This is a genomic window from Streptomyces sp. NPDC088400, from assembly GCF_044753355.1.
Lineage (GTDB): Bacteria > Actinomycetota > Actinomycetes > Streptomycetales > Streptomycetaceae > Streptomyces.
The window spans coordinates 1-24726 of the sequence record NZ_JBIVMZ010000008.1; the positions used below are offsets into that span (position 1 = coordinate 1).

The 24726-nt window shown below is 70.3% G+C and carries 22 protein-coding genes and 1 tRNA gene; 11 read left to right on the top strand and 12 right to left on the bottom strand.

Features of this window, described 5'->3' with window-relative positions; all coding sequences use genetic code 11:
* The coding region (locus tag ACIQD6_RS20635) for a transposase (RefSeq protein ID WP_401884461.1) at positions 1–629 on the bottom strand (629 nt) is incomplete at its 3' end.
* 221 nt (positions 630–850) lie between these two features.
* Between ACIQD6_RS20635 and xerC the strand changes: the two genes are divergently transcribed.
* Positions 851–1279, top strand: a complete 429-nt coding sequence (gene xerC, locus ACIQD6_RS20640; protein ID WP_401884961.1) for a tyrosine recombinase XerC — start codon at positions 851–853, stop codon at positions 1277–1279.
* A 73-nt stretch (positions 1280–1352) separates the two neighbouring features.
* Here the strand turns inward: xerC and ACIQD6_RS20645 are convergent.
* The 7 genes from ACIQD6_RS20645 to galU form a co-directional block, all read right to left on the bottom strand.
* Positions 1353–1426 (bottom strand) — tRNA-Ala (locus ACIQD6_RS20645).
* Positions 1427–1519: 93 nt separating this feature from the next.
* Positions 1520–2650, bottom strand: a complete 1131-nt coding sequence (gene glpR, locus ACIQD6_RS20650) for a gephyrin-like molybdotransferase receptor GlpR (protein WP_401884463.1) — start codon at positions 2648–2650, stop codon at positions 1520–1522.
* A gap of 142 nt (positions 2651–2792) precedes the next feature.
* Complete coding sequence (locus ACIQD6_RS20655; protein ID WP_401884464.1) at positions 2793–3416, bottom strand: GNAT family N-acetyltransferase; 624 nt, start codon at positions 3414–3416, stop codon at positions 2793–2795.
* Positions 3413–3898: a molybdenum cofactor biosynthesis protein B gene (locus tag ACIQD6_RS20660; RefSeq protein WP_401884963.1), complete on the bottom strand. Its 486-nt coding sequence runs from the start codon at positions 3896–3898 to the stop codon at positions 3413–3415. Before ACIQD6_RS20660 ends, ACIQD6_RS20655 begins: the two co-directional genes overlap by 4 nt.
* Positions 3899–4104: 206 nt before the next feature.
* The gene (gene moaC, locus ACIQD6_RS20665) at positions 4105–4677 is read right to left on the bottom strand and encodes a cyclic pyranopterin monophosphate synthase MoaC (RefSeq protein ID WP_401884465.1); all 573 of its coding nucleotides are present in this window, start codon (positions 4675–4677) and stop codon (positions 4105–4107) included.
* 71 nt (positions 4678–4748) lie between these two features.
* Positions 4749–6089 carry a gephyrin-like molybdotransferase Glp gene (glp, locus tag ACIQD6_RS20670; RefSeq protein WP_401884467.1) on the bottom strand — a complete coding sequence of 447 codons (1341 nt, stop codon included), beginning with the start codon at positions 6087–6089 and terminating at the stop codon, positions 4749–4751.
* 3 nt (positions 6090–6092) lie between these two features.
* Entirely contained in the window at positions 6093–6995 is a 903-nt protein-coding gene (galU, locus tag ACIQD6_RS20675) for a UTP--glucose-1-phosphate uridylyltransferase GalU (protein WP_401884468.1), read from the bottom strand.
* Positions 6996–7089: 94 nt separating this feature from the next.
* Here galU and ACIQD6_RS20680 point away from each other — a divergent pair, with 94 nt between their 5' ends.
* Positions 7090–7749 carry a 5-formyltetrahydrofolate cyclo-ligase gene (locus ACIQD6_RS20680; RefSeq protein ID WP_401884470.1) on the top strand — a complete coding sequence of 220 codons (660 nt, stop codon included), beginning with the start codon at positions 7090–7092 and terminating at the stop codon, positions 7747–7749.
* A 46-nt stretch (positions 7750–7795) separates the two neighbouring features.
* Here ACIQD6_RS20680 and ACIQD6_RS20685 read toward each other — a convergent pair whose 3' ends face one another.
* Entirely contained in the window at positions 7796–10672 is a 2877-nt protein-coding gene (locus tag ACIQD6_RS20685) for a penicillin acylase family protein (protein ID WP_401884472.1), read from the bottom strand.
* A 326-nt stretch (positions 10673–10998) separates the two neighbouring features.
* On the opposite strand from ACIQD6_RS20685, the gene ACIQD6_RS20690 reads away from it, so the two are divergent.
* The 6 genes from ACIQD6_RS20690 to mscL all read left to right on the top strand — a co-directional run bounded on the left by ACIQD6_RS20690 (position 10999) and on the right by mscL (position 17683).
* Positions 10999–12735, top strand: a complete 1737-nt coding sequence (locus tag ACIQD6_RS20690; protein WP_401884474.1) for a potassium/proton antiporter — start codon at positions 10999–11001, stop codon at positions 12733–12735.
* A gap of 269 nt (positions 12736–13004) precedes the next feature.
* Positions 13005–14552: an MFS transporter gene (locus tag ACIQD6_RS20695; RefSeq protein WP_401884475.1), complete on the top strand. Its 1548-nt coding sequence runs from the start codon at positions 13005–13007 to the stop codon at positions 14550–14552.
* A gap of 66 nt (positions 14553–14618) precedes the next feature.
* Positions 14619–15008 (top strand): FmdB family zinc ribbon protein, encoded by a 390-nt coding sequence (locus ACIQD6_RS20700; RefSeq protein WP_401884477.1) that lies wholly within the window; start codon positions 14619–14621, stop codon positions 15006–15008.
* Positions 15009–15121: 113 nt separating this feature from the next.
* Entirely contained in the window at positions 15122–15955 is an 834-nt protein-coding gene (locus ACIQD6_RS20705; protein ID WP_401884478.1) for an S-methyl-5'-thioadenosine phosphorylase, read from the top strand.
* A gap of 462 nt (positions 15956–16417) precedes the next feature.
* A complete protein-coding gene (locus ACIQD6_RS20710; RefSeq protein WP_401884479.1) occupies positions 16418–16936 on the top strand; it encodes an RcpC/CpaB family pilus assembly protein in 519 nt (172 codons plus the stop codon).
* Between the two features lie 243 nt (positions 16937–17179).
* A complete protein-coding gene (gene mscL, locus ACIQD6_RS20715; RefSeq protein ID WP_401884481.1) occupies positions 17180–17683 on the top strand; it encodes a large conductance mechanosensitive channel protein MscL in 504 nt (167 codons plus the stop codon).
* Between the two features lie 52 nt (positions 17684–17735).
* Here mscL and ACIQD6_RS20720 read toward each other — a convergent pair whose 3' ends face one another.
* Positions 17736–17978: a hypothetical protein gene (locus ACIQD6_RS20720; RefSeq protein WP_401884482.1), complete on the bottom strand. Its 243-nt coding sequence runs from the start codon at positions 17976–17978 to the stop codon at positions 17736–17738.
* A gap of 179 nt (positions 17979–18157) precedes the next feature.
* On the opposite strand from ACIQD6_RS20720, the gene ACIQD6_RS20725 reads away from it, so the two are divergent.
* The 3 genes from ACIQD6_RS20725 (at position 18158) to ACIQD6_RS20735 (ending at position 21382) form a co-directional block, all read left to right on the top strand.
* Positions 18158–19384, top strand: coding sequence for a low temperature requirement protein A (locus tag ACIQD6_RS20725; RefSeq protein ID WP_401884483.1), 1227 nt, complete (start codon positions 18158–18160; stop codon positions 19382–19384).
* Positions 19371–20423: a P1 family peptidase gene (locus tag ACIQD6_RS20730; protein WP_401884485.1), complete on the top strand. Its 1053-nt coding sequence runs from the start codon at positions 19371–19373 to the stop codon at positions 20421–20423. Before ACIQD6_RS20725 ends, ACIQD6_RS20730 begins: the two co-directional genes overlap by 14 nt.
* 125 nt (positions 20424–20548) lie before the next feature.
* A complete protein-coding gene (locus tag ACIQD6_RS20735; protein WP_401884487.1) occupies positions 20549–21382 on the top strand; it encodes a DUF6227 family protein in 834 nt (277 codons plus the stop codon).
* A gap of 156 nt (positions 21383–21538) precedes the next feature.
* Here the strand turns inward: ACIQD6_RS20735 and ACIQD6_RS20740 are convergent, their stop codons facing one another.
* The gene (locus tag ACIQD6_RS20740) at positions 21539–23677 is read right to left on the bottom strand and encodes a fructose-specific PTS transporter subunit EIIC (RefSeq protein ID WP_401884488.1); all 2139 of its coding nucleotides are present in this window, start codon (positions 23675–23677) and stop codon (positions 21539–21541) included.
* Positions 23678–23774: 97 nt separating this feature from the next.
* A complete protein-coding gene (gene pfkB / locus ACIQD6_RS20745; RefSeq protein ID WP_401884490.1) occupies positions 23775–24722 on the bottom strand; it encodes a 1-phosphofructokinase in 948 nt (315 codons plus the stop codon).
* Positions 24723–24726 lie beyond the last annotated feature (4 nt).

Here is a 24726-nt window from a genome sequence, read left to right on the forward strand (position 1 = left end):
AAGGCGACATAGATGGGCCGGTTGGCGACCGCGCCGTCGCGGATCTTGACGTGAATGGCGTCGATGAAGACGACCGGATAGACGGTGTCGAGCGGACGGCTCTGCCATTCGGCCATGCCCTCCAAGACCTTGTCGGTGATGGTGGAGATGGTCTGGCGGGAGACCTCGGCTCCATAGACCTCGGCCAGGTGGGCCTGAACCTCGCCGGTGGTCAGGCCCTTCGCGGCGAGTGAGATGACCATCTCGTCGACGCCGCTCAGGCGCTTCTGCCGCTTCTTGACGATCTTCGGTTCGAAGGAGCCGTCGCGGTCGCGGGGCACGGTTATCTCCACCGGGCCCACGTCGGTCAGCACGGTCTTGGAGCGTTTGCCGTTACGGGAGTTGCCGCTGTTCTTGCCGACCGCATCGTGCTTGTCATAGCCGGGGTGGTCGGTGATCTCGCCCTCCAGGGCGGACTCCAGCAGCCGCTTGGTCAGCTGCTGCAGCAGCCCGCCCTCGCCTGTCAGCTGCAGGCCCTCGGCCTGAGCCCGGTGCACCAGCTCGTCGATCAACTGGTTGTCCACTGCCTTCGCCGACACCGTCTCTGCCGACTCGACAGACTTGGGATCGATCACGTTCTCACTGGTCATCGATGCATCTTCCATGATCGGGAGTTACACCGAACGTCTTACAGTCCCGACCTTCTGGAGGCGGCGCGGACGGCGGCCGATCCGCTCTACCCGGCCTACGTACTGATCCTCGTACTCGGCTTCCGTCGGGGCGAAGTACTGGGCCTCACATGGAAGAACGTGGATCTCGACGCGGGTGAGATCACGGTGGAGCACCAGCTACAGCGGACAATCGCCAGTTGGTGCACGCCGAGACCAAGACCGATGCCTCGTCGGCCACTCTTCCCCTCCCCCAGATATGCGTGACCGCGCTGCGGCTCCGCCGAAAGGCTCAGGAGATCGCCCGTAAAGCTGCGGGTGAGCTGTGGACCGGATCTGATTTCGTCTTCACGACGCGGTACGGGACTCCGATCGAGCCCAGGAACTTCAACCGGGAGTTCGCCGCCCGGTCGGCCAGGGCCGGTGTCCGCAGGATCCGGCTGCATGACACCCGGCACACCTGCGGGTCGCTGCTCGCCGCCCTGGACGTGCATCCGCGCGTCGCGATGCAGATTCTCCGGCACAGCAAGATCGCCGTGACGATGGAGGTGTACACCCACATCCCGTCCGAAGGCACCCGCAAGGCGCTGCGAAAGCTCGGCAAGCACCTCGACGCTCAAGATCAGATGTAGTTGCTGTATTTCGCTGCTGTACGGCACCAAAAAGCCCCTACCGGGTTTCCCCGGTAGGGGCTTTGAGCTGCGGTGGACCTGAGGGGATTTGAACCCCTGACCCCCTCGATGCGAACGAGGTGCGCTACCAGTCTGCGCCACAGGCCCTTGCAACGAGTGAAACTTTAGCACCCCCCCGGCCGTGCTCGGAAATCCGTCAGTGGCTGGTCACGGGCGGGCGGGGCCAGCGGCGGGTGTGGGTCACTCGTTGGCGGCGCGGGGGCGGTCGTCCTCTTCGTCGTACTGGTCGAAGAGCGGGGTCCGGCCATGGTCACGGCTCCGGCGCGGGGCGGGGGTGCGCGGGGGTGGTGGCGGGGTGTCGGTGGCCGGCTCGGCGGTGGAGGAGCGGGCCGCGCTCCAGGTCTCCGGGTCTCCGACCTCGACACCGCTGGGCGCGCGAGGGGCGACCGGGGCGGTGACGTAGGTCGGCAGCGGGACCGGGACGGGATCCCAGCTGTCCCCCTGGGCCGGGCCGCGTTCCCGCTGCTGGTCCACCCACTCCGCGTGGTCGGTCTGCTCGACCAGGGCGCGGCGGCCCGCCTCCTGGGGGGAGACGGTGGGGGCCGGCTCCGGTTCGGGGCAGGGTTCGGGCTCCTCGTCGCCCTCGCCGACCGCGGCCGTCGGGGGCTGGTGGCGGCGAGACCGGTTCTCGCGGAGCCACTGCGCCGCCGCCTCCGCCCTGCGCCGGTCCATGGTGAAGGCGAAGCGCCGTCGCTCCTGGCCGCGCAGATGCACGATGTACGTACTGAGGAGGACAGCCGGGACGGCCGGTGCCCAGAGGAAGCCGAGACCGCCGACCGCCGCGACGACCGCGCCGAACGTGAAGGCCAGGAAGAGGATCACGGTGGTGCGCCGTCGGCGCGCGAGGACCTGGTTGCGCTGTGCGCGCCGGGCCCGTTCGGCCGCGGCGCCCGGGGGCGGCGTGGCGCGTTCGGGCGCGGGAGGTTCGGGCGCGGGGCGCGCGGGGGCCGGCCGGGGCGTGGAACGGGACGACAGGGGTCTGGCCGGTGCCGGCACGTCCGCCCGGATCTCCATCCGGGCTTCGGTAAGGGCCGGAGGCGCGGCGAAGGCCCGGACGTCGACGGAGCTCATCGACTCCGTGCGGCTGTCCGGTTCCACGTCGGGCCCCGCCTCCTCCGCGGCGCGTTCCTGAAGCTCCTTGGCGTAACGGCGCTCCATGGCCGCCCTTCCGGACAGCAGCCGGATGGCGGTGCTGAAGCGTTCCGTCGGACGTGCCTCATTGAGCTCGTCCTGCCTGCGGAGCCACATCGGCACCAAGTAGGCGGCCCAGGCCCCGACGATGACTGCGTAGATGAGGCCGCTGCTGCTCACGGTTCACACCGTAGAGGGGTTCGCACGGGGGCATCCGCCAATTGAGCCGGTGTGTCGCACGATCTGGCTGATATCACGGACTTTTTTTGTGATTGTTCAGATCAGGTGATGCTCATACCGCGATCAATATCGAACACTTATTTTATTTTTTTGTCGTTCCGGGTCGCGCCCGGCGCCAGCGGTTGAGCAGTCCCTCCGGCACCTCCTCCGCGGTGAGCACGAACACGAGATGGTCCCGCCAGGCTCCGTCGATGTGGAGATAGCGCGGACGCAGCCCCTCCTCACGGAATCCGAGTTTCTCGACGACCCGGCGGCTGGGCCCGTTCTCCGGGCGGATACAGATCTCGACACGGTGCAGTCCGACCATCCGGAAGCAGTGGTCGACGGCGAGGGCGACCGCGGTCGGCATGACACCGCGGCCCGCGACCGCGCGGTCCACCCAGTAGCCGACATGTCCCGAGCACATCGAGCCCCAGGTGATCCCGGCGACCGTCAACTGGCCCACGAGCTGCCCCTGGTACTCGATGACGAAGGGCAGCATCCGGCCGGAGTTGGCCTCGGCGCGCAGATGGCGGACCATCTGGCGGTAGGTGGGGCGCTGGGCCCCCGGGCCGCCCGGGGGCGGCGGGGGGATCGTCGCCTCCCACGGACGCAGCCAGTCACGGTTACGGCGGTTCACCTCACGCCAGGCGCGCTGGTCCCGCAGCCTTATGGGGCGCAGGACGACATCGCCGTCCACCAGCGTCACCGGCCAGGCGGGGTTCATCCGTGGGTACGGGGGGACGTGCGGGCGTGGTCGCCGCCGCGGATCTGGTCCACCGCGTGGACGAGCAGCCGGTCGAGGACGGCGAGACCATCGCGTACACCGCCGGTCGAGCCCGGCAGGTTCACGATCAGGGTCCGTCCGGCCACCCCCGCCAGGCCCCGGGAGAGCGCGGCGGTGGGCACCTTGCCGGCGCTCTCGGCGCGGATCGCCTCCGGGATGCCCGGGATCTCGTGGTCGAGAAGGCGCCGGGTGGCCTCCGGGGTGCGGTCCGTGGGCGAGATGCCGGTGCCGCCGGTGGTCAGGATGACGTCGTACGCGGCGGCGACGCCCTCGCGCAGGGCCTGTTCGACCGGATCACCGTCGGGGACGACCCTCGGTCCGTCGACGAGGAAGCCGAGCGAGGTCAGGCCCCCGGCGAGGATCGGGCCGCCTCGGTCGGCATAGACACCGGCGGCGGCGCGGTTGGACGCGGTGATCACCAGGGCGCGGTACGGGTACGGGCCGGACTCGCCGTCCCCGGGACCGCGGTCCGTGGAACCGCCCTCCCCGGAACCGCTCGTGGCAGGACGGCCGGCAGCAGGATCGTCGGCGGCGGGACCCGGAGCGCCGGTCCCCGGAGCGCCGTTGCCGGGCCCGGCTCCGTTGCCTCCGGGGTCGTCGGCGTCGGGGCCGCTTCTCGCGGACGGGGTCATGCCGCGCCCCCGTCCGCCTCAGCGGCCCGCGCCTCGGGGGACGACGAGGTGGAAGCGGCGGGCCGTGTCCAGTCGCCCGACTTCCCGCCCGTCTTCTCCTCGACCCGTACGTCCGTGATCACGGCGCCCTTGTCGACCGCCTTCACCATGTCCACGACGGTCAGCGCGGCCACCGAGACGGCGGTCAGAGCCTCCATCTCGACGCCCGTACGGTCCGTGGTTTTCACCGTCGCGAGGATCTCCACGGCGTCGTCCGCCACCGACAGGTCGAGGGTGACGCCCGAGACGGCGAGCGGATGGCAGAGCGGAATCAGCTCGGGGGTCCGCTTGGCGCCCATGATGCCCGCGATACGGGCGGTGGCGAGGGCGTCGCCCTTGGGCACTCCCCCGCCCCTGAGCAGCTCGACGACGCGCGGCGAGACCAGCACCCGGCCACTGGCGCGGGCGACGCGCGCGGTGACCTCCTTCGCCGAGACGTCGACCATGCGGGCCGCACCCGACTCGTCGATATGCGTCAGGCTGCCCTGTTGAGGGGTTCCGGGGGTCTCCCCCCGGGAAAACACGGTCATTGCTGCGGCGCTCCCGGTCCGGGCCCGACAGGGCCTGTGTGGGCAGACACGGTACCGCCACCGCGCGGTGATCAGCCGATCAGGACCACGTCGACCTCCGTGCCGGGCCGGACGGATACGGAGTCCTCCGGGATGACGATCAGCGCGTCGGCGTGGGCGAGAGCGGCGACGAGATGGGAGCCGGCGCCGCCGACCGGGGTGATCGCGGCCGCCTCGGCGTCGTACGTGGCGCGCAGGTACTGGCGGCGTCCCGCCGGGGAGGACAGCGGCTTGTCGGTGGCCAGCGTGGCGCGGACCATCGGGCGGTGCACGTCCTTCAGGCCCATCAGGGCGCGGATCGCGGGTCTGACGAACAGTTCGAAGGAGACGTACGACGACACCGGGTTGCCGGGGAGTGCGAGCAGGGGGGTGTGGTCCCGGCCGATCGAGCCGAAGCCCTGCGGCTTGCCGGGCTGCATCGCGAGCGTACGGAAGTCGATTCCGCTGCCCGCTTCGTCCTCGTCGCCGACGGAGGAGAGCGCCTCCTTGACGACGTCGTACGCCCCGACGCTGACGCCGCCCGTGGTGACGACCATGTCGGCGCGGATCAGCTGGTCCTCGATGGTGGCGCGCAGTGTCTCCGCGTCGTCGGTGACGGCGCCGACCCGGTAGGCGATGGCGCCCGCGTCCCGGGCCGCGGCGGTGAGCGCGAAGCTGTTGGAGTCGTAGATCTGGCCCGCGCCCAGCTGCTCGCCGGGCTGGACGAGCTCGCTGCCGGTGGACAGCACGACCACGCGCGGACGGGGGCGCACCCGGACCCTGTCGCGGCCAATGGCGGCCAGCAGGCCGATCTGCGGCGGGCCGAGGACCGTACCGGCCTCCAGGGCGAGGTCACCGGCCCGCACATCGCTGCCCCGGGAGCGGACATGGGCGCGGGCCTCGGCCGAGCGGTACACCCGCACCTCACCGCTCGCGCCGGACGGACCGTCGCCGGCCGCCGGGCGCATGGAGGTGACCGCGCCGCCGCCCGCGCCGCCGTCGGTCCACTCCACGGGGACGACGGCCTCGGCGCCGGGCGGCAGCGGGGCGCCGGTCATGATCCGGGCGGTCTGCCCGGGGCCGACCCGGGGCAACGAGCCGCTGCCCGCCGCTACATCGCCGATGACGGTCAGCACGGCCGGGAACTCCTCGGTGGCGCCCGAGACATCGGCCGTGCGGACCGCGTATCCGTCCATGGAACTGTTGTCGAACGGCGGCAGCGCCACCGGCACCGTGACGTCCTCCACGAGGACGCAGCCCTGGGCGTCGGGCAGTTGCAGCTCGATGGGGTCGAGCGGGCGGACGGCCGCGAGGATGTCCGCGAGATGGTCGTCCACCGACCAGAGCTGCTTGTGGTGGCCGGGGGCCGGTGCCGGTGCCGCCGTGTCGCTCAAGTGCTACATCTCCTCGCTGACGTAACTGCGCAGCCAGGCACGGAAGTCCGGGCCCAGGTCCTCACGTTCGCACGCGAGTCTGACAATGGCACGCAGGAAGTCGGCGCGGTCGCCGGTGTCATAGCGGCGGCCCTTGAAGACGACGCCGTGGACCGGTCCGCCGACGTCCTCGTTCACCGACAACTGCTGGAGGGCGTCGGTGAGCTGGATCTCACCTCCGCGGCCGGGTGCGGTCTGGCGCAGTATCCCGAAGACGGCGGGGTCGAGGACGTAGCGGCCGATGATCGCGTAGCTGCTGGGGGCGTCGGCGGCATCGGGCTTCTCGACGAGGTCGTGCACCTTGACCACGTCGGCGTCACGGGTGGGCTCCACGGCGGCGCAGCCGTAGAGATGGATCTGCTCCGGGTCGACCTCCATCAGCGCGATGACACTGCCGCCCTCGCGCTCCTGGACCTCGATCATGCGGGCCAGCAGGGGGTCGCGCGGGTCGATCAGGTCGTCGCCCAGCAGGACGGCGAAGGGCTGGTCGCCGACGTGCGGGGCGGCACACAGCACGGCGTGGCCGAGGCCCCTGGGGTCGCCCTGGCGCACGTAGTGCATGGTGGCGAGGTCACTGGATTCCTGGACCTTCGCGAGGCGCTTGGTGTCTCCCTTGCGGGTGAGCGCCTCTTCCAGCTCGTAGTTCCGGTCGAAGTGGTCCTCAAGAGGGCGCTTGTTGCGGCCGGTCACCATGAGGACGTCGGAGAGTCCGGCGGCGACCGCTTCCTCGACCACGTACTGGATCGCGGGCTTGTCGACGACCGGCAGCATTTCCTTGGGAGTGGCCTTGGTGGCGGGCAGGAACCGGGTCCCGAGGCCCGCGGCTGGGATGACAGCCTTGCTGATCCTGGAGGGCGAGTGAGTCATGCGAAGGAGCCTATCCGGTGCTTACAGGCGGAAGATGATGCTTCGGTTAACTTTCGCCTCATACAAATGCTTACGAGAGATTTGCGGTGTCCTGGTGAGTGACGACATGTCCGGAAAGCCCGCCGTACGGCGTGAACTCCTCGCGGCGAGAAAGCTGCTGTCCGGTGAAGACGCGCGCGAAGCCGCGGTGATTCTGGCGCGGCGGGCGCTGGACCTGCCGGAGCTGGCACGTGCCCGTACCGTCGCCGCCTACGTCTCGGTGGGCCGCGAGCCGGGCACGCGCGTGTTGCTCGACACACTGCGCGCGCGGGGGGTACGGGTCCTGCTCCCGGTGCTGATGGCGGACAACGACCTCGACTGGGCGGTGTACGGGGGCGCCGGGCATCTGGTGCGCGCGGGGCGGGGTCTGCTGGAGCCGGACGGCATACGACAGGGGCCGGACGCCGTCCTGGAGGCGGACGTCGTACTGCTGCCCGGACTCGCGGTGGACGGCCGCGGGATGCGGCTGGGGCGGGGCGGCGGCTCGTACGACCGGGTCCTCGCCCGGCTGGCACAGGCGGGCACCGAGCCCGCGCTGGCCGTGCTGCTGTACGACAACGAGGTGGTCGCGCGGGTCCCGGAGGAGCCCCACGACCACCCCGTACAGGCAGTGGTGACGCCGGGGGGCATCAGGCGCTTCGGCGGGGAGGCGCCCGGGGGCCGAGGACACCGGGGCGGACAGCACGGCTCCGGAAGGCGTCAGCACGAGGGCTGACGCCTTTCCGGAGCCGGGGCCTATGGCACGCATGTCCGCGCCCCGCCTACGGCGTCAGCTTCAGCGTGTCGCCCGTACCGCGCTCCACCGCGTCGGCGGAGTACGGCCAGTCGTTCAGCTCTCCCTTGGCCCACTTGTCCGTCTGATCGGTGTAGTGCGCGCTGTACGCGTGCCCCGAGGCGCCCGTCAGGTTGATCCAGCGGGACTTGTCCCAGTCACCGACGTTGACGACCATCCGCATGGACGGGACCCAGGTGACGTCGTAACCGCCCGCCGCGTTCCAGCTCGTCGCGTTGACCGCGGCCTGACCGCCGCCGAGGTTCCACGGGCCGCGGTTGAGCACCTCTTTAAGGAGGCCGGGGCCACTGGTCCCGAGGGTCTGGTTCTTCAGCGTCAGCTGGTGCAGCCGTCCCCAGCTCCAGGAGGAGACGTCCTTGCCGAGCTTGGCGGTCAGCTCCCAGCGGGCGTCCTTCATGGCACGGTCGAGCAACTCGTCACGGGTGTCGGCGGCCTCGTCCTTGCGCTTGGCCGGAGTGCTCCACCAGGCGTTGTCCTCGTCCTTGATGATGCTGCGCACCACCTCGTACCAGCGGTCCCCGCCGTCCGGCTGGGCCGACTCCGGAGCGCGCTGGCCGCACTCCCGTACCAGCTGGTCGAGATCGTCCAACGGTCCCGAGCCCTCGGCGGGACGAACGTTGATGCAGTCGCCCTTGGCACGCACTTCCTTAGGAAGCTTGTTGCCGAAAGCGAGCTTGAGGACATTGCGCCAGACCGCGTTGAAGTAGGCGGCCGCTCCGGAGTCGGGCTCCTGGGTGTAGTCCCATCCTTCGAGGAGCTTCTGCGCCTCACGGACGGACGGGTCCGAGACATCGATCTTGAGCAGGTAGGGCATCAGCACCTTGGCGATCTCGCTGCTGTTGTCCCTCTGCATACTCTGCATGTCTTCGGTCGAGATCTTCCCGCCGTCCTTGATCTTCGACTCGATCAGGTCGTTGATCCGCTGGCTGCGGGCGCCGTAGCCCCAGTCCTCGGTGAGCGCGTACGGGTACTTCTCGGAGTCGACGACGGCCTGGTTGGCGGTGACGATGTAGCCGCGCTCCGGGTTGTACTCGTACGGCAGCTCGTCGTAGGGGATGTACCCCTTCCACCGGTACTTCGGATCCCAGCCGGGGGCCGGCATCCTGCCGTCGAAGCCGTCGGAGCGGAGCGGGATCTTCCCCGGCGCCTGGTAACCGATGTTGCCCTTGGTGTCGGCGTAGATCAGGTTCTGCGAGGGGACCTCGAAGTCCTGGGCGGCCTTGCGGAACTGGCTGAAGTCCTTGGCCTTGTCGAGCGCGAAGACCGCGTCCATGGACTTGCCCGGCTGGAGCGCGGTCCACTGCAGCGAGACCGCGTAGCCGTCGCCGCGGTCGGGGGCGACATCGCCGACCGGGGCCTCCTCGCCGACCTTCGCCAGCTCACTGTTGCGGTCGGAGACCACCGGACCGTGCTCGGTCGAGCGGACGGTGATCTTCCGGCTCGCGCCACCCGCGACCTTGATCGTCTCCTCGCGGGTCCGGAAGGCCTTCTTCTCGTCGCCGTACTGGTACGTGTCGCCGTCGACCTTCTCCAGATAGAGGTCGGTCACATCGGCGCCCAGGTTGGTGAAGCCCCAGGCGACGTTCTGGTTATGGCCGATTATCACTCCGGGCATACCGGCGAAGGTGTACCCGGCGACGTCGTACTGACAGCTCGCGGAAACGGTCCGGCAGTGCAGGCCCATCTGGTACCAGAGCGAGGGCAGCTGAGGTGCGAGGTGCGGGTCGTTGGCGAGCAGGGGCTTGTCGGTGGTCGTGTACCGGCCGGACACGACCCAGGAGTTGGAGCCGATACCGCTGCCGCTCGGGCCGAGCAGCGCGGGGATCTCGTCGAGGGTGCCGGAGAGGGCGCCCAGCTGGGAGCTGAAGCCGTCGGTGGCGTCGGAGGCGCTGTTCACGACGGTGCCCGTTCCCGTGCCCGTTCCCGTGCCTGTACCGGTACCCGTACCGGAGCCTGTTCCCGTGCCGACGCCGGTTCCGGCACCAGTGCCGGTTCCGGTGCCCGTGTTCAGATCCGAGCCCGTGCCGTCCGCTGTGCCGGTTCCCGTACCGCTTCCCGTACCGGTGCTGGGCTCGGCCTCGGGGTCGTACTTCCCGGTGACCGGGTCGATGCCGCCCTCGCTGACGATGGGCTTGTTCCGGTCGGCCGGATACGACGGATACAGCTCGTCGATCTGCTTCTCACTCAGCCGGCTCGTCAGCAGCGAGCGGTCGATCTCGTCCTTCATGTTGCCGCGCAGGTCCCAGGCCATCGCCTTGAGCCAGGCCACCGAGTCGACGGGGGTCCACTTCGCGGGCTTGTAGTCGTTGGTGAGGTTCAACGCGGCGTACTCGACCGAGAGCTCCTTGCCGCCACGGCCCTTGAGATAGGCGTTGACACCGTCCGCGTACGACTGGAGGTTCTTCTTGGTCTCCGCCGACAGCTTGGTGTCGTACTCCCGCTGCGCCACCCCGTGCCAGTCGAGGGTGCGCAGGAAGGTGTCGGTCTTGACCTGCTTCTGACCGAACATCTCGGAGAGCCGTCCGGAGGTCATGTGACGCCGGACGTCCATCTCCCAGAAGCGGTCCTGTGCCTGGACGTATCCCTGGGCACGGAAGAGGTCCTGATCGCTGTCCGCGTAGATCTGCGGGATGCCGTAGCTGTCACGCCTGACGTCCACGGAACCCGAGAGGCCGTCGAGCTTGACCGTCCCCGTGGTCTGGGGAAGGGAGGCGCGGACCGTACTCACGCCCCAGTACGCGCCGTAGCCGACACCCGCGACAAGCGCCAGCACCAGGACGATCACGATCAGACGGGCGCGTCGCCCCTTCTTTTTGACGGAAGGGGGGGCTGTGTTGGCGGGCATCGCTGTCCTTCGAGGGGCAGGGTGGTCCTGGAATGCTGGAGCAACCATAGGCGCAGCGCGTCGCTGTCCCCGACGCGGTGTCATTTAGTGCGACTCATCGGACGGTCACACCGGGACGCACCGAGGGACACACGTCGGTGTCCGCCGCGATTCGCATGGAGTTTCGTACGGGATGTGCACGGGATTTACGCGGGATATACGCCGCGATCGCGACAGACGTCACATCAGCGCTACATCAGCGCTCGCACTGACGATCGAAAGCGTCAAGAAAACGTTAAAGATTAGGTAAGGTAACGAAGTACCGGCAGCCGGAGGAACGATCCGGCATGCGCGAGGGGAAGGATCGGCCGCTGACTGTCCACCAGCTCAATCAACTCCTGCTCATCAGCTCGCTTGTGCTGCTGATCGCGGTCGCGGCCGTCCGGATCTCGTCCCGCAGCGGCCTCCCCAGCCTGCTGCTGTACCTCGGCATCGGTGTCGTCATAGGGCAGGACGGTCTCTTCCACGTCAAGTTCGACAGCGCCGCACTGACACAGGTGATCGGCTATGCCGCGCTCGTGGTGATCCTGGCCGAGGGCGGCCTGGGCACGAAGTGGAAAGAAGTCAAACCGGCGCTGCCCATCGCCGCCGCGCTCTCGACCGTGGGAGTCGCGGTGAGCGTGGGTGTGACGGCGGCCGCCGCGCACTATCTGGTCGGCCTGGAGTGGCGGCAGGCGTTGATCATCGGAGCGGTCGTCTCCTCGACGGACGCCGCGGCGGTCTTCTCCGTACTGCGCAGAGTGCCGCTGCCGTCCCGGGTGACCGGGGCTCTGGAGGCCGAATCGGGCTTCAACGACGCCCCTGTGGTGATCATCGTGGTCGCTCTCTCTGCCACGGGCCCGGTGGAGCACTGGTATCTGCTGGTCGGCGAGATCACGCTGGAACTGGCGATCGGCGCGTGCGTCGGACTCGCGGTGGGCTGGGCCGGCGCCTTCGGGCTGCGGCATGTGGCACTGCCCGCCTCCGGGCTCTATCCGATCGCCGTGATGGCCATCGCGGTCTCGGCGTACGCGATCGGCGCCACGGCGCACGGCAGCGGCTTCCTCGCCGTGTATCTCGCCTCGATGGTCCTCGGGAACTCGAAGCTGCCGCACGCCCCGGCCAACCGCGGCTTCGCGGAAGGACTCGGCTGGATCGCGCAGATCGGCATGTTCGTCCTGCTCGGACTGCTGGTGACACCGCACGAACTGGGCGACGACGTCCTGCCCGCGCTGGTCGTCGGACTGGTGCTGACCGCGGTGGCACGGCCGCTGTCCGTCCTGATCAGCCTGTTGCCGTTCCGTATCCCGTGGCAGGAACAGGCGCTGATGTCCTGGGCGGGGCTGCGCGGCGCGGTGCCCATCATCCTCGCGACCATCCCGATGGTGACGGATATCGAGGGCAGCCTGCGGATCTTCAACATCGTCTTCATCCTGGTCGTCGTCTACACGCTGGTACAGGGGCCGACGCTGCCCTGGCTGGCGAGGGCGCTACGGCTCGACGACTCCTCCGAGGCCGCCGACCTGGGCATCGAATCGGCACCGCTGGAGCGGCTGCGCGGCCATCTCCTCTCGGTGGCGATCCCCGAGCACTCGAAGATGCACGGCGTGGAGGTCGCGGAACTGCGGCTGCCCGCGGGGTCCGCGGTGACGCTGGTCGTACGGGACGACAAGAGCTTCGTACCGCAGCCGGCGACGGTGCTGCGCCGTGGCGACGAGCTGCTGGTGGTGGCGACGGACCCGGTGCGGGACGCGGCTGAACGGCGGCTGCGGGCCGTCGGACAGGGCGGAAAGCTGGCCGGATGGCTGGGCACGGGCAATGGCGCGAGCACGCGCGACGGGGCCGGATCCCGGTCGGAGGGCGGTGTTCGTAAGGGGGCCGGCGGCCGGAAGGGCACGAACCTCGGTAAGACCACGGGCTCGGGAAAGACCACGGGCTCGGGTGCCGGTGGGGGCGCTGGTGCCGGAAAGGGTGCTGGTGCCGGCAGGGGTACGGGTGCCGCCGGAAAGGACGCGGGCGCGAAGGCGGGCCCGAGGTCCGGCTGAACGACTGAACGGGCTGAACGGGCTGAACGGCTTACGACGGGTCCCGTACAGGGCTGCGGGCCGGGCGACCGCCCACGGCTGCGCACTCCTCTCACAATCGCAGGCGTACGGGCGCGGAGCTCGGCCGTTCCCAGGCGGCTGGCGGTTCGTACCTGTACGATGCAGGCACATCTGATCGACCAACTCTGCCTGACGCAGTGCTGGCGCGACCGTATGGCGGCCGTGGCGTTTCCCGTAGTGGGGCCTGGTATCTACCGCAGTTCCGCGCAATGAGGACAGCTCTCGGCCGCGCCCGTACATCCGGGGGCGCGCTACCAGGCGGCGGAAAGGCAAGGGCCGTGTCCGACAACACGGTCGATCCCGTCGAAGGCGCCGCAGGCATCGAACACGTCGCGGGCGTTCCGGGCGTCGAAGGCGTCGGCACCGTCGTCGACACCGTCAAAGGCGCCGAAAGCACTCACGGAATCTCGGGGACCTCGGGGACCTCGGGCGACGAGCGGGGTGCGGCGCCGCCCCGGCCCGGGTACGGGCAACTGCTGCGCACGCCCCGCGCCTGGACGTTCCTGCTCCCCGGCTTCGCGGCACGGCAGCCCTTCGCGATGCTGACGATCGGCATCGTCCTGCTCGTCCAGCACACCACCGGCTCGTACGGGAACGCGGGCGCCGTCGCCGCGGTGACCGGCGTCTCCATGGCGCTCTTCGCGCCACAGGGCGGCAAGCTCGCGGACCGCTTCGGACAGCGTGCGGTGCTGGTACCGGGCGTGCTGGTGCACGCGGCGTCCGTGGCGGTGCTGATCGCGCTCGCTCTGGCTGACGCTCCCCTCTGGGCGCTGTTCGTCGCGGCCGTCCCCACTGGCGCTTCCATTCCACAGATCGGCCCCATGGTGCGCTCGCGCTGGGCCGCCGTGCTGGGAAGCCACGATTCAGGCAAGAGCGCGGGACCCGGCTCCGGCTACGGGTCCGGTGGGGCTTCGTCGCTGCTGCCGACGGCGGCGGCCTTCGAATCCGTGACGGACGAGTTCACCTTCGTCATCGGTCCGGTGCTGGCGACCGCGCTCTGCACGGGTATCCACCCGGCGGCCGGACTGATCGCCGAAGCCGCGCTGACGCTGGCCGGCGGGCTGCTCTTCGCCGCCCAGCGAGCGACACAGCCACGGACCGGCCGGTTCGGTGCGGGTGCCTCGGACGAGCCCCGTACGTCCGCGTTGTCCGTGCCCGGGGTGCGGGTCCTGGCCGTGGCCCTCCTCGGGATCGGTTCGGTCTTCGGTGGAATGCAGGTATCGCTCACCGCGTTCTCCGAGGAGATCGGCGCCCCCGGCGTGAACGGTCTGCTGTACGGGATCTTCGCGGCCGGCAACATGCTCGCCGGGATCGTGTGCGGTGCCGTGGCCTGGAAGATCGGGCCGCGCCGCAGGCTTCTGTTCGGATACGCGGGGCTGACGCTGGGCGCCTCCCTGCTCTGGGCGGTGCACTCCGTGACGCTGCTCGCCGGGCTCGGACTGCTGATCGGCCTCTGCATCGCACCCGCCTTGATCACGGGCTACACCCTGGTCGAGTCGCTGGTGCCCGCTTCGGCCCGTACCGAGGCGTTCACCTGGCTGACCGGTGCGGTCGCGCTCGGGCAGGCCGCCGCGGTCACCGTCGCCGGACAGCTGGCGGACGCGTACGGCGCGAGCGCCGGATTTGTCGTACCGCTCGTGGGTACGGCGCTGGCTCTGGTCACCCTGGTGGCGCTGCGATCGCGGCTGGTCCCGAAGACCTCGGGACACGTCGCCGCGCGTGGGATGAGTCACCGCGTGCCGGTGACAGTGGACTGATCGCGCGGAATACGTCACTATGGAGCGTCGTTAGCACTCATTGAGTGAGAGTGCCAGGAGGAGCAAGTGCCGACCTATCAGTACCAGTGCACCGCGTGCGGCGAGGGCCTTGAGGCGGTGCAGAAATTCACCGATGATGCCCTCACTGAGTGCCCCGATTGCCAGGGACGCCTGAAGAAGGTGTTCTCAGCGGTCGGCATTGTCTTCAAGGGTTCCGGGTTCTACCGCAATGACAGCCGCGGCTCGTCCTCGAGCAGCGCGTCGGCCGCGGCGGGATCTTCGGGCTCCAAGTCGTCGTCGGAGTCCAAGTCGGATTCCAAGACCACGTCGTCGGCTTCGGCCTCTTCGTCGAACTCGGGTTCGGGCTCGGGTTCCAGCTCCGGCTCCGGATCCGGGTCGTCCTCGGGCTCCGGCTCCGGCTCGTCGAGCAGCTCCAGCAGCTCCTCGGCCGCCTGACCACGGCCTGACGCTCCTTCTCCGGTCTTCCCAGGACCCCGCCATTTCGTACGGCGGGGTCCTTCGCATGGGCCCCTACTGTCCGGGCCCATGCGCCCCGCTACTGTGATGAAATGGCGAACGTAGAGATCGGCGTGATCGGTGGCTCGGGCTTCTACTCCTTCCTGGAGGACGTGACCGAGGTTCAGGTGGAGACTCCCTACGGACCACCCAGTGACTCACTCTTCCTCGGCGAAATCGGCGGACGGCAGGTCGCGTTCCTGCCCCGGCACGGACGCTCGCACGACGTCGCGCCGCATCGCATCAACTACCGTGCCAATCTCTGGGCGTTGCGCTCCGTCGGGGTGAAGCAGGTCCTGGGCCCGTGCGCGGTGGGCGGGCTGCGGCCGGAGTACGGGCCCGGCACGCTGCTCGTACCCGATCAGCTGGTGGACCGTACGAAGGCGCGCACGCAGACCTATTACGACGGGGTGCGGCTGCCGGACGGAAGCAAGTCGAAGGTCGTGCACATCTCGCTGGCCGACCCGTACTGCCCCGAGGGCCGCGCGGCGGCGCTCGCGGCGGCACGCGGACACGACTGGGAGCCGGTTGACGGCGGGACGCTCGTCGTCGTCGAAGGGCCTCGCTTCTCGACGCGGGCGGAATCGAAGTGGCATGCGGCGCAGGGCTGGTCGGTGGTCGGGATGACCGGGCACCCCGAGGCCATACTCGCCCGTGAACTGGGGCTCTGCTACACGTCGATGACGCTCGTGACGGACCTGGACGCGGGTGCCGAGACGGGCGAGGGGGTCTCTCACGACGAAGTCCTCAAGGTGTTCTCCTCCAATGTCGACCGGCTGCGCACGGTGCTGTTCGACGCGGTGGCGGGATTGCAGGCGAGCGAGACACGGGACTGCCTGTGCTCACACGCGTTGGACGGGATAGACACCGGACTCGAACTGCCCTGACCACGGGCGGTTGTTCACCGGCAATCGGATACCGGTGGTTGGAACCTGCGATTGGATGCCGGTGGTTGGTCACCGGCGATTGGCCACCGGCGCCCGATCGTCGGTTGCCCCGGTCACGAGCTGCCCACGTCCCCCGTGAACCATGCGCGGGGGCGGCGGGATTGGCCCGGCAGGTGCCGGAACCACTCGTGCGGGTGAGGGAGTTGTCCACAATCGCTCGCTGATCCACAGGCCTCAGCGGGATTTTGACGGACCGTGGATCGTGAGGAGCGATCGCAGAACTCCTCACGTCAGGCGGTGCTCGCCATGTCCGGTTCCTTCACGCATGACCCGTCCCCTTTCTCTCGTCCCCGTCCCCGTCCCCGTCCTTCTCCTTCCCCTCCCTGCACCCGCTTTCCCACGCCGCCACCGGGTTCGCAGACGCCGTCGCTGCGTGGTGTGCCACCGTTCGATCCTCTGCGGGTGCGTGGCTCCCGGCAGCGGCTGCGACGGGCTCTGCTCCGGCACCGACGTGCGACGGCGGCCGGTCTGGCCGTGACGGCGGCCGCGCTGGCCGCCACGGGAGCGGGTGGCGCGCTCGGTGCCGCCGGAGCCGGGACCGTTGCCGACTCCTCTGCCGAGGCTCCGACCGGCGCCAAGGCCGCGCTGTCGTCATCGGGGCGGGACCCCGCTCACCGGCCCGCACGGATGGTGTCCGCGCCGGTGCGTATCGCCGATGCGGCGACGGTCGGACTGCTGCGCCGGGGAGACCGGGTCGATGTGATCGCGGCGGCCCCGTCCCCGCTGGGATCGGCCGGGGTGCCGGAGCGGGAGTCCGAGGCCCGAGTGGTGGCCAGGGGAGCCCGGGTGACGGAGATCCCCGGGGAGCGGGAGACCATGTCGGACGGCGGAGCGCTGGTCGTGCTGTCCGTGCCGCGCGCCACGGCGGCGGCGCTGGCGGGAGCGAGTGCCACGTCACAGTTGGCGGTGACGCTGTGCTGAGACGCGGAGCACTGGGACGCGCAGTGCTGGGACGCGCAGCGCCAGGCCGCGGGATGCCCGACCGTGGGGTACCGAGCCTTGTGCTGCTGGGCCTGACCGGTCCGTGCCGTGTGGCGCGGAGTCGCACGGGCACGCTGTGGGGTCGCCTGATCGCGTGGACGGATTGGACAGTGCGGGCACGCGCTGCCGTAGGTTGCGGAGCAGTTTGTCATCCGTACGGTCCATGTGAAGAAAGGCTCACTCGTGAGCGAGGAGAAGGAGAGCGTGCTGGCGGGCTTCAAGGCCTTCCTGATGCGCGGCAATGTGATCGACCTGGCGGTCGCGGTCGTCATCGGGGCCGCGTTCACCAATGTGGTGAACTCGGTCGTCAAGGGGCTCATCAACCCGGTGGTCGGAGCGTTCGGCACACAGGATCTGAACCAGTACAGCTCGTGCCTCAAGTCTCCGTGCGAGACCAACGCCGCGGGCGAGATCACCTCAGGCATCCCCATCATGTGGGGAACGGTGCTCAGCGCGGTTCTGACCTTCTTGATCACGGCGGCCGTCGTGTACTTCCTGATGGTCCTGCCGATGTCCAAGTACCTCGCCAGGCGGGCCAAGCAGCAGGCCGCCAAGGAAGAGGTCCAGGAGGTCATGGAGGTCAGCGAGCTGGAGGTGCTCAAGGAGATCAGGGACGCCCTGCTGGCGCAGCGCGGCCAGGGTTACAGCCCCGGCTCCGGCTCCGGTCCCGGCCTCGACAAGCCGTAGCGGCGGAGCCGGCCACCGCCGTCGAGGCGCCCCGGACACACCGGAGGGTGCCTCAGATGTGGTGGGGCGGCTTCTCGTCCAGGAAGCGTGCGAGGTCGGCGGCGCTGTCGCCGCTTCCCGCGGGCCGGTCTCCCCAGCCCCGGTCCGTGTCGTCGGAGGACTGCTGGTCCAGCGGGTCGTCGAAGATCAACGCCGGATTCGGGCGCGGTGACCGAGGCGGCCCGGAAGGCCCGGACGGTGCTGTCGGCCCGGACTGCTCCTCGGCACGCGGCTCGGGAGTGGGGGCGGTGCTCATACGTCCAGAGTACGGGGGTGTCCGGGCCGCCCGGGGCCCCTGCGGCACGAGGACGGCCGAGGGGCAGGAGGTCGTCCCTCGTGCGGACACGGTCCCGTGGTCCGTACGGTCCACAGGTCCGCGCGAACGCAGCGCGCGCCTCACCGGCCCGGCACCGGCTCCTCTGCTGTGCTGGCCCCATGACGTCGAGCAGCGCGGCAGGGACCGCGGGGCCCCTGCGCCGCATGACCGCTCGCAGGCGGGACGAGGCACACCGCACCGCGACGCCTCTGGAGCTCTTCTTCGACCTGTGCTTCGTCGTGGCGGTCGCCCAGGCCGGGGCGCAGCTCGTGCATGCGCTGGCCGAGGGGCGTACGGGCGCCGGGATCGTCGGGTACCTGTTCATTTTCTGGGGGGTGTGGTGGGCGTGGATGAATTTCACCTGGTTCGCCTCGGCCTACGACTGCGACGACGTGCCGTACCGGATCGCGACCCTGGTGCAGATCTGCGGGGTGCTGATCTACGCGGCGGGTGTGCCGCGCGCCTTCGCCGACAACGACTGGACCATCGCTGTCACCGGCTATCTCGTGATGCGGGTGGCGCTGACCGCGCAGTGGCTGCGGGCGGGCCTGTCCGAGTCGCGGGGGCCGGCCCGGCGCACCGATCTGCGATATGCCGTCGGTCTGGTGCTCTGCCAGGCCGCGTGGGTGGCGCTGCTGGCCGCGCCGGACCCTGTGAAGCGCCCGCTGTTCCTGGTGGTCGTGGTGGCCGAGTTGCTGGTGCCGCCGGTGGCGGAGCGGGATCACCAGACGGCCTGGCATCCGCATCACATCGTGGAGCGCTACGGGCTGTTCACGCTGATCGTGCTCGGCGAGACGATGTCGGCCGCGACCGTCGCCGTGCAGTCGGCGCTGGACGAACACGAGGCGGTCGGGGAGCTGCTGCCCATCGCGGCCGGCGGCATCCTCCTCGTCTTCGCCGCCTGGTGGATCTATTTCGCGGTCCCCGCGCACCAGCGGCTGGCCGGCAACAGGCAGGCCATCCCGTGGGGTTACGGCCATTTCGTCATCTTCGGGTCGGCCGCCGCGATCGGCTCGGGGCTGGAGGTGGCGGTGGAGCACGCCGTGGGCAAGGCGCATGTCTCGGCGGTCGCCGCCTCCGCCGCCGTCACGGTCCCGGCGGCGCTCTTCTCGCTCACGGTCTGGCTGCTGCACGCGCGCCACTTCAAGACCGGTACGGCACAGCAGCTCGTCCTGCCGGTCTCGGCGGCGGCGGTGGCGGCCTGTACGTTCGCGGGGGCCTGGGCGGTGCTCGCCGCGGGGCTGGTGGCGGCGGTGACCGTGGCGGTCGGAGTGACTCTCTCCGAACGGCCAACCTCCCTCTCCTCTCGTGCGCGTGGTACGGATGGGGGTCATGGCAACCAATGACGCGCTGACCGATGTGGCCGGGCTGCGGGTGGGACATGCGCGGGTCGCCGGGAACCGGGCGCTCACCGGCACCACGGTCGTCCTCGCCCCGGAGGGCGGGGTGGTCGCCGCCGTCGACGTACGGGGCGGCGGGCCGGCCACCCGGGAGACGGACGCCCTGGACCCGCGCAATATCGTCCAGCGCATCGATGCCGTCGTGCTGACGGGCGGCAGTGCGTACGGGCTCGATTCGGCCTCCGGCGTGGTGGCGTGGCTGGAGGAGCACGGTCGCGGCGTCCGCGTCGGCCCCGACCCCGCGCAGGTGGTGCCGGTCGTCCCGGCCGCGGGCATATTCGACCTGGGGCGGGGCGGCGACTGGGGGATCCGGCCGGACGCGGCGACGGGCCGTGCGGCGGTGGAGGCGGCGGCCGGGACGGAGAGCGGGGCACCGGTCGAGGAAGGCGGGGTGGGCGCCGGGACGGGCGCGCTCGTCGGGCAGCTCAAGGGCGGGGTCGGTACGGCGAGCACGGTCCTGGACTCCGGGGTCACCGTGGCCGCCCTGGTCGTGGCCAACGCGGCGGGCTCGGTGGTGGATCCGCTGACGGGCGTGCTGTACGGGCGCTACATCAACGGACGTACGGAATACCCGGCGCCCGAGGTCCATGAGGCGGCGCTGCGACGGCTGGCCGAACTGCGTGAGCAGAACGGTCCGGCGCCGCTCAACACCACACTCGCCGTGGTCGCCACCGATGCCGAACTCTCCCGCGCGCAGGCGCAGAAGCTCGCGGGGACGGCGCACGACGGCATCGCGCGCGCCGTCCGCCCTGTTCATCTGCTCAATGACGGGGATACTGTTTTCGCGCTCGCTTCGGGTGGCCTGGCCCTCCCGGGAGAGGATCCGCTCGCGCTGAACGAGGTACTGGCGGCCGGCGCGGATGTCGTGACCAGGGCAGTCGTGCGGGCCGTAGGCGCGGCGGAGAGTGTGGAGGGACCCGGTGGGACGTTCCCGTCGTACCGGGAGCTGTACGGGCCCGACGGAGGGGCGTGGACAACGAGTTGACGGGGGGCGCGCAGGAACTTCACGTACGCCCCCTGCGTTTTCCCAAACGTGGGACGCGATGTCAGCCCTAGGCGCTACGTTATGCAATCACCAAGTGACATGTGGCAACGGCCTGGAGACCCATCTTGAACGATCCCTACGAGACAACCGAGACGCACCTCGAGCGACTCCTGGGTCGGGCACTCAACTCCTTCGACCTGCCCGACGCATTGGTCGAGCGGCTCGACCGTGCGCTGGCGCACGCCAGTTCGCTGTGCTCCGCGCACCACAGTGCGGGGCTGCACCGCGAGACGTACCGGCACACCTATCTGCTGCCCGACGGCAGCGCGCTCACCCTCTGGGAGCTGGTGCACAACACCGGCCGGGACGGCGCGCGGCTGCACGAGCTGTACGGGGACGAATCCGAGGTGCGGCTCGCCGCCGCCCGGCTGTGCCGGCCCGGCAGTCCCGAGGCGCCTCGGCTCTCCAGCACGGAGCCGGGCGCACCGCCCTCCGCCGACGAGCCGCCCATGGACGATGTCGCGGCCGGACTGCTCGCGGAGCTGGAGTCCGAGCGTACGGCCGAGATCGACGCCCACCTCGCTCTGCTCCGGGGGCTGCGGGCCCTGCCACCGACCCCGCGGCACCGGATGTACTCCTCGGACAACTCCCCCGACCACGCCCGCAGAGTGCTGCGGCGGGCGGAGAACGCCGACCGGCCGGGAGAGGAGACCGCTCAGCTGTTGCGTACGGCGTTCGCGCACCACATCACCCAGGTCTTCGGCCGGCAGTACGAGGTCGAGGGCAAGGACGCGGGCTTCACGCTCTACGAGCACGCGTTCCTGCTGATGGACGGGAGCGAGACGAGCCTCTGGGAGGTGGAGCACACGGCGACACCGGACGGCCGCCACATGTGCGAGGTGTATCCGACGGAACGCACCGCGCGCGAAGCCATGGAGCTTCGCGCACAGGTTAGATGAGCCCAGGTGCGGTGACCTGCGGTGCGGTGGCCTGAGGTGCGATGACCCGAGGTGCGGTGATCGGACGTGAGGTGATCGGACGGCCGGTCAGGGGTGGCCGGGTGTACGGCCGCCCCTGACCGGGGGCACGAGTTCACGCCCGGAGCCGGTGCGGGGTCAGGCGGCGACCGGCACCTTGGCTTCCGTGCCCGCTCCCCCGGCCTCGGCCGGTCCGGCGGTTCCGCCCTGTTCCGCCGCGGGCGTCTTGCGGGCGCTCTTGAGGAGGATGACCAGTCCGGCGCTGACCCCTGTGCCCGCCACGATGGCGAGCAGGTAGAGGAACGGATTGCCGATCAGCGGGATCACGAAGATGCCGCCGTGAGGCGCCCGCAGGGTGCACTCGAAGAGCATGGACAGCGCGCCGGTGACCGCGCCACCCGCCATCGCCGAAGGGATCACCCGCAGCGGGTCGGCGGCGGCGAAGGGGATCGCGCCCTCGGTGATGAAGGAGGCGCCGAGTACCCACGCGGCCTTGCCGTTCTCCCGTTCGGTACGGGTGAACAGCTTGCCCCGTACGGTCGTGGCCAGCGCCATCGCGAGCGGCGGGACCATGCCCGCGGCCATCACGGCGGCCATGACCTTGAGGCTGCCCTCGTTGGGGTTGGCGAGGCCGCCGACCGCGAAGCCGTAGGCGACCTTGTTCAGCGGACCGCCCAGGTCGAAGCACATCATCAGGCCGAGAATGACGCCGAGGATGATCGCGTTGGCGCCGGAGAGGCCGGACAGCCAGTCGGTCAGCGCCTTCTGGAGTTCGGCGATGGGCTTGCCGACCACCAGGAACATCAGGAAGCCGACGATCGCCGAGGAGATCAGCGGGATCACGACGACCGGCATGATGCCGCGCAGTGTGGCGGGCACGTTCACCCGCTGGATGGCCATCACCGTGCCACCGGCGATCAGACCGGCGGCCAGGCCGCCGAGGAAGCCCGCGTTGATGGTGAGGGCGATGGAACCGCCGACGAAGCCGGGCACCAGGCCAGGACGGTCGGCCATTCCGTACGCGATGAAGCCCGCCAGGACGGGCACCAGGAAGCTGAACGCCACGCCGCCGATCTGGAACAGCAGCGCCGCCCAGCTGGTCTGGTCGGTCCAGACGAAGTGCTCGGCGACGGAGGGCGCCTTGTCGACGGTGTAGCCGCCGATGGCGAAGCCGAGGGCGATGAGGAGACCGCCGGCCGCCACGAAGGGGACCATGTAACTCACGCCGGACATCAGCCACTTGCGCAGCTTGGTGCCGTAGCCCTCGCCGGGCTCGCCGGCGGCGTCCACGGGGGTGGCGTGCGCGGCGGCGGTGGCCTCGCCGCGTTCGGCCTTGCCTCGTACCTCGGCGATCAGTTCGGCGGGCCGGTTGATGCCGGCCTTGACGCCGACGTCGACGGTGGGCTTCCCGGCGAACCGTTCCTTCTCCCGTACGGGCACGTCGTGCGCGAAGATCACGCCGTCGGCGGCGGCGATGACGGCGGGGTCGACCCGGTGGAATCCGGAGGAACCCTGCGGCTCGACGACGAGTTCGATGCCCGCGTCCTGCCCGGCCTGTTCCAGGGCTTCGGCGGCCATGTAGGTGTGCGCGATGCCGGTGGGACAGGAGGTGACGGCGACGATCCGGAAGACATGGCCGTCGTCGGCGGAGGAGTCGGGGGAAGAGCTCGTGGGAGCAGGGGTGGTGGGAGCGGGGGTGGTGGGGCTGCTGGTGGCAGCAGCGGCCGGTGCGGAGGCAGCCTCGGGAGTGGCCTCAGAGGCGGCCTCAGGAGTGGCCGGCGTGCTGGGAGCCCCAGCCACAGCCGCGGTCCCGGTCTCCGCCTCGGCTGCCGCCGACTCCTCGCCGCGGATCAGGGACGCGGCGGCGGTCGCGTCCGTCGCCGAGCGCAGGGCCGTCGTGAACTCCTCGTTCATCAGGCGGCGGGCCAGGGCCGAGAGGATCGTCAGGTGGGCGTCGTCCGCACCGGCCGGAGCCGCGATCAGGAAGATCAGGTCCGCCGGCCCGTCCGGGGCTCCGAAGTCGATGCCCTGCGGAGAGCGGCCGAAGGCCAGGGTCGGTTCGCTGACATGCGCGCTGCGGCAGTGCGGGATGCCGATACCGCCGTCGAGGCCGGTCGGCATCTGGGCCTCGCGCGCGGCCACGTCGGCCAGGAAGCCGTCCAGGTCGGTGACCCGGCCCAGGCTCACCATCCGTTCGGCCAGCGAGCGGGCCGCGGCTTCCTTCGTCTCGGCGGCCAGGTCGAGGTCGACCAGGTCCGCGGTGATCATGTCTGTCATCGCGGGCTCCTTTGCTCGCATATCGCGCGGGTCAGGTACGTGGACTGAGGGACGTGCGGGGAATCAGGGGATCCGGCGGGATCGCGGGAGGGAAGACTCATGGGGCGGGCTCCGTAAGGGGACGGTCCAGCGGAATGTCCTCGGTCACCGTGACCGCCGACGGGTCCAGATCCGCCGGTGACGGCATCACGCTGCCCGGCAGCTGAACGGCGGCCGCGCCGTGCGCGACGGCGGAGGCCAGCGCCTCAGGGCCCTCACCGCCCGCCGCGAGGAAGCCGGCCAGCGATGAATCGCCCGCACCGACGTTACTGCGTACGGTGGCGACCGCGGCGAATCCGAAGTACGTTCCGGCTTCCGAGACCAGCAGCTGGCCGTCGGCGCCGAGGCTGGCGAGGACGGCACCGGCGCCGTACGTCCGCAGCTCCTCCGCCGCCTTGACCGCGTCGCCCACCGTGGTGAGGGGGCGGCCGACGGCCTGGGCGAGCTCTTCGGCGTTCGGCTTGACGACGTCCGGCCGCTCCCGGAGGGCGGCCAGGAGCGAGGGCCCCGAGGTGTCCAGCGCGATCCTGGCCCCGGCGTGGTGGGCGCGGGCGACCAGCTCGGCGTACCAGGCGGCGTCGAGCCCGCGCGGGAGACTGCCGCAGCAGGCGATCCAGGAAGCGGAACCGGCGTGTGCGCGGATCGTGGAGAGAAGCGCCTCCGACTCGGCGGCGGTCAGCTCGGGCCCCGGTGCGTTGATCTTCGTCAGGGTGCCGTCGGGTTCGGCGAGCGCGATGTTGGAACGGGTCGCTCCCGCCACCGGCACCGGTGCCACCTCGATGCCCTGGCCCGCGAGCAGCTCGGCGACGAGCGCCCCGGGCGCCCCGCCCAGCGGCAGCACGGCGACCGTACTCCGGCCGTCCGCGGCGACGGCCCGCGAGACGTTGACGCCCTTGCCCCCGGGGTCCATGCGCTCGGCGGTGGCCCGCAGCACTTCGCCTCGGTCGAGGGCCGGGATCTCGTACGTACGGTCCAGACTCGGGTTCGGGGTGACGGTGAGGATCATGCGG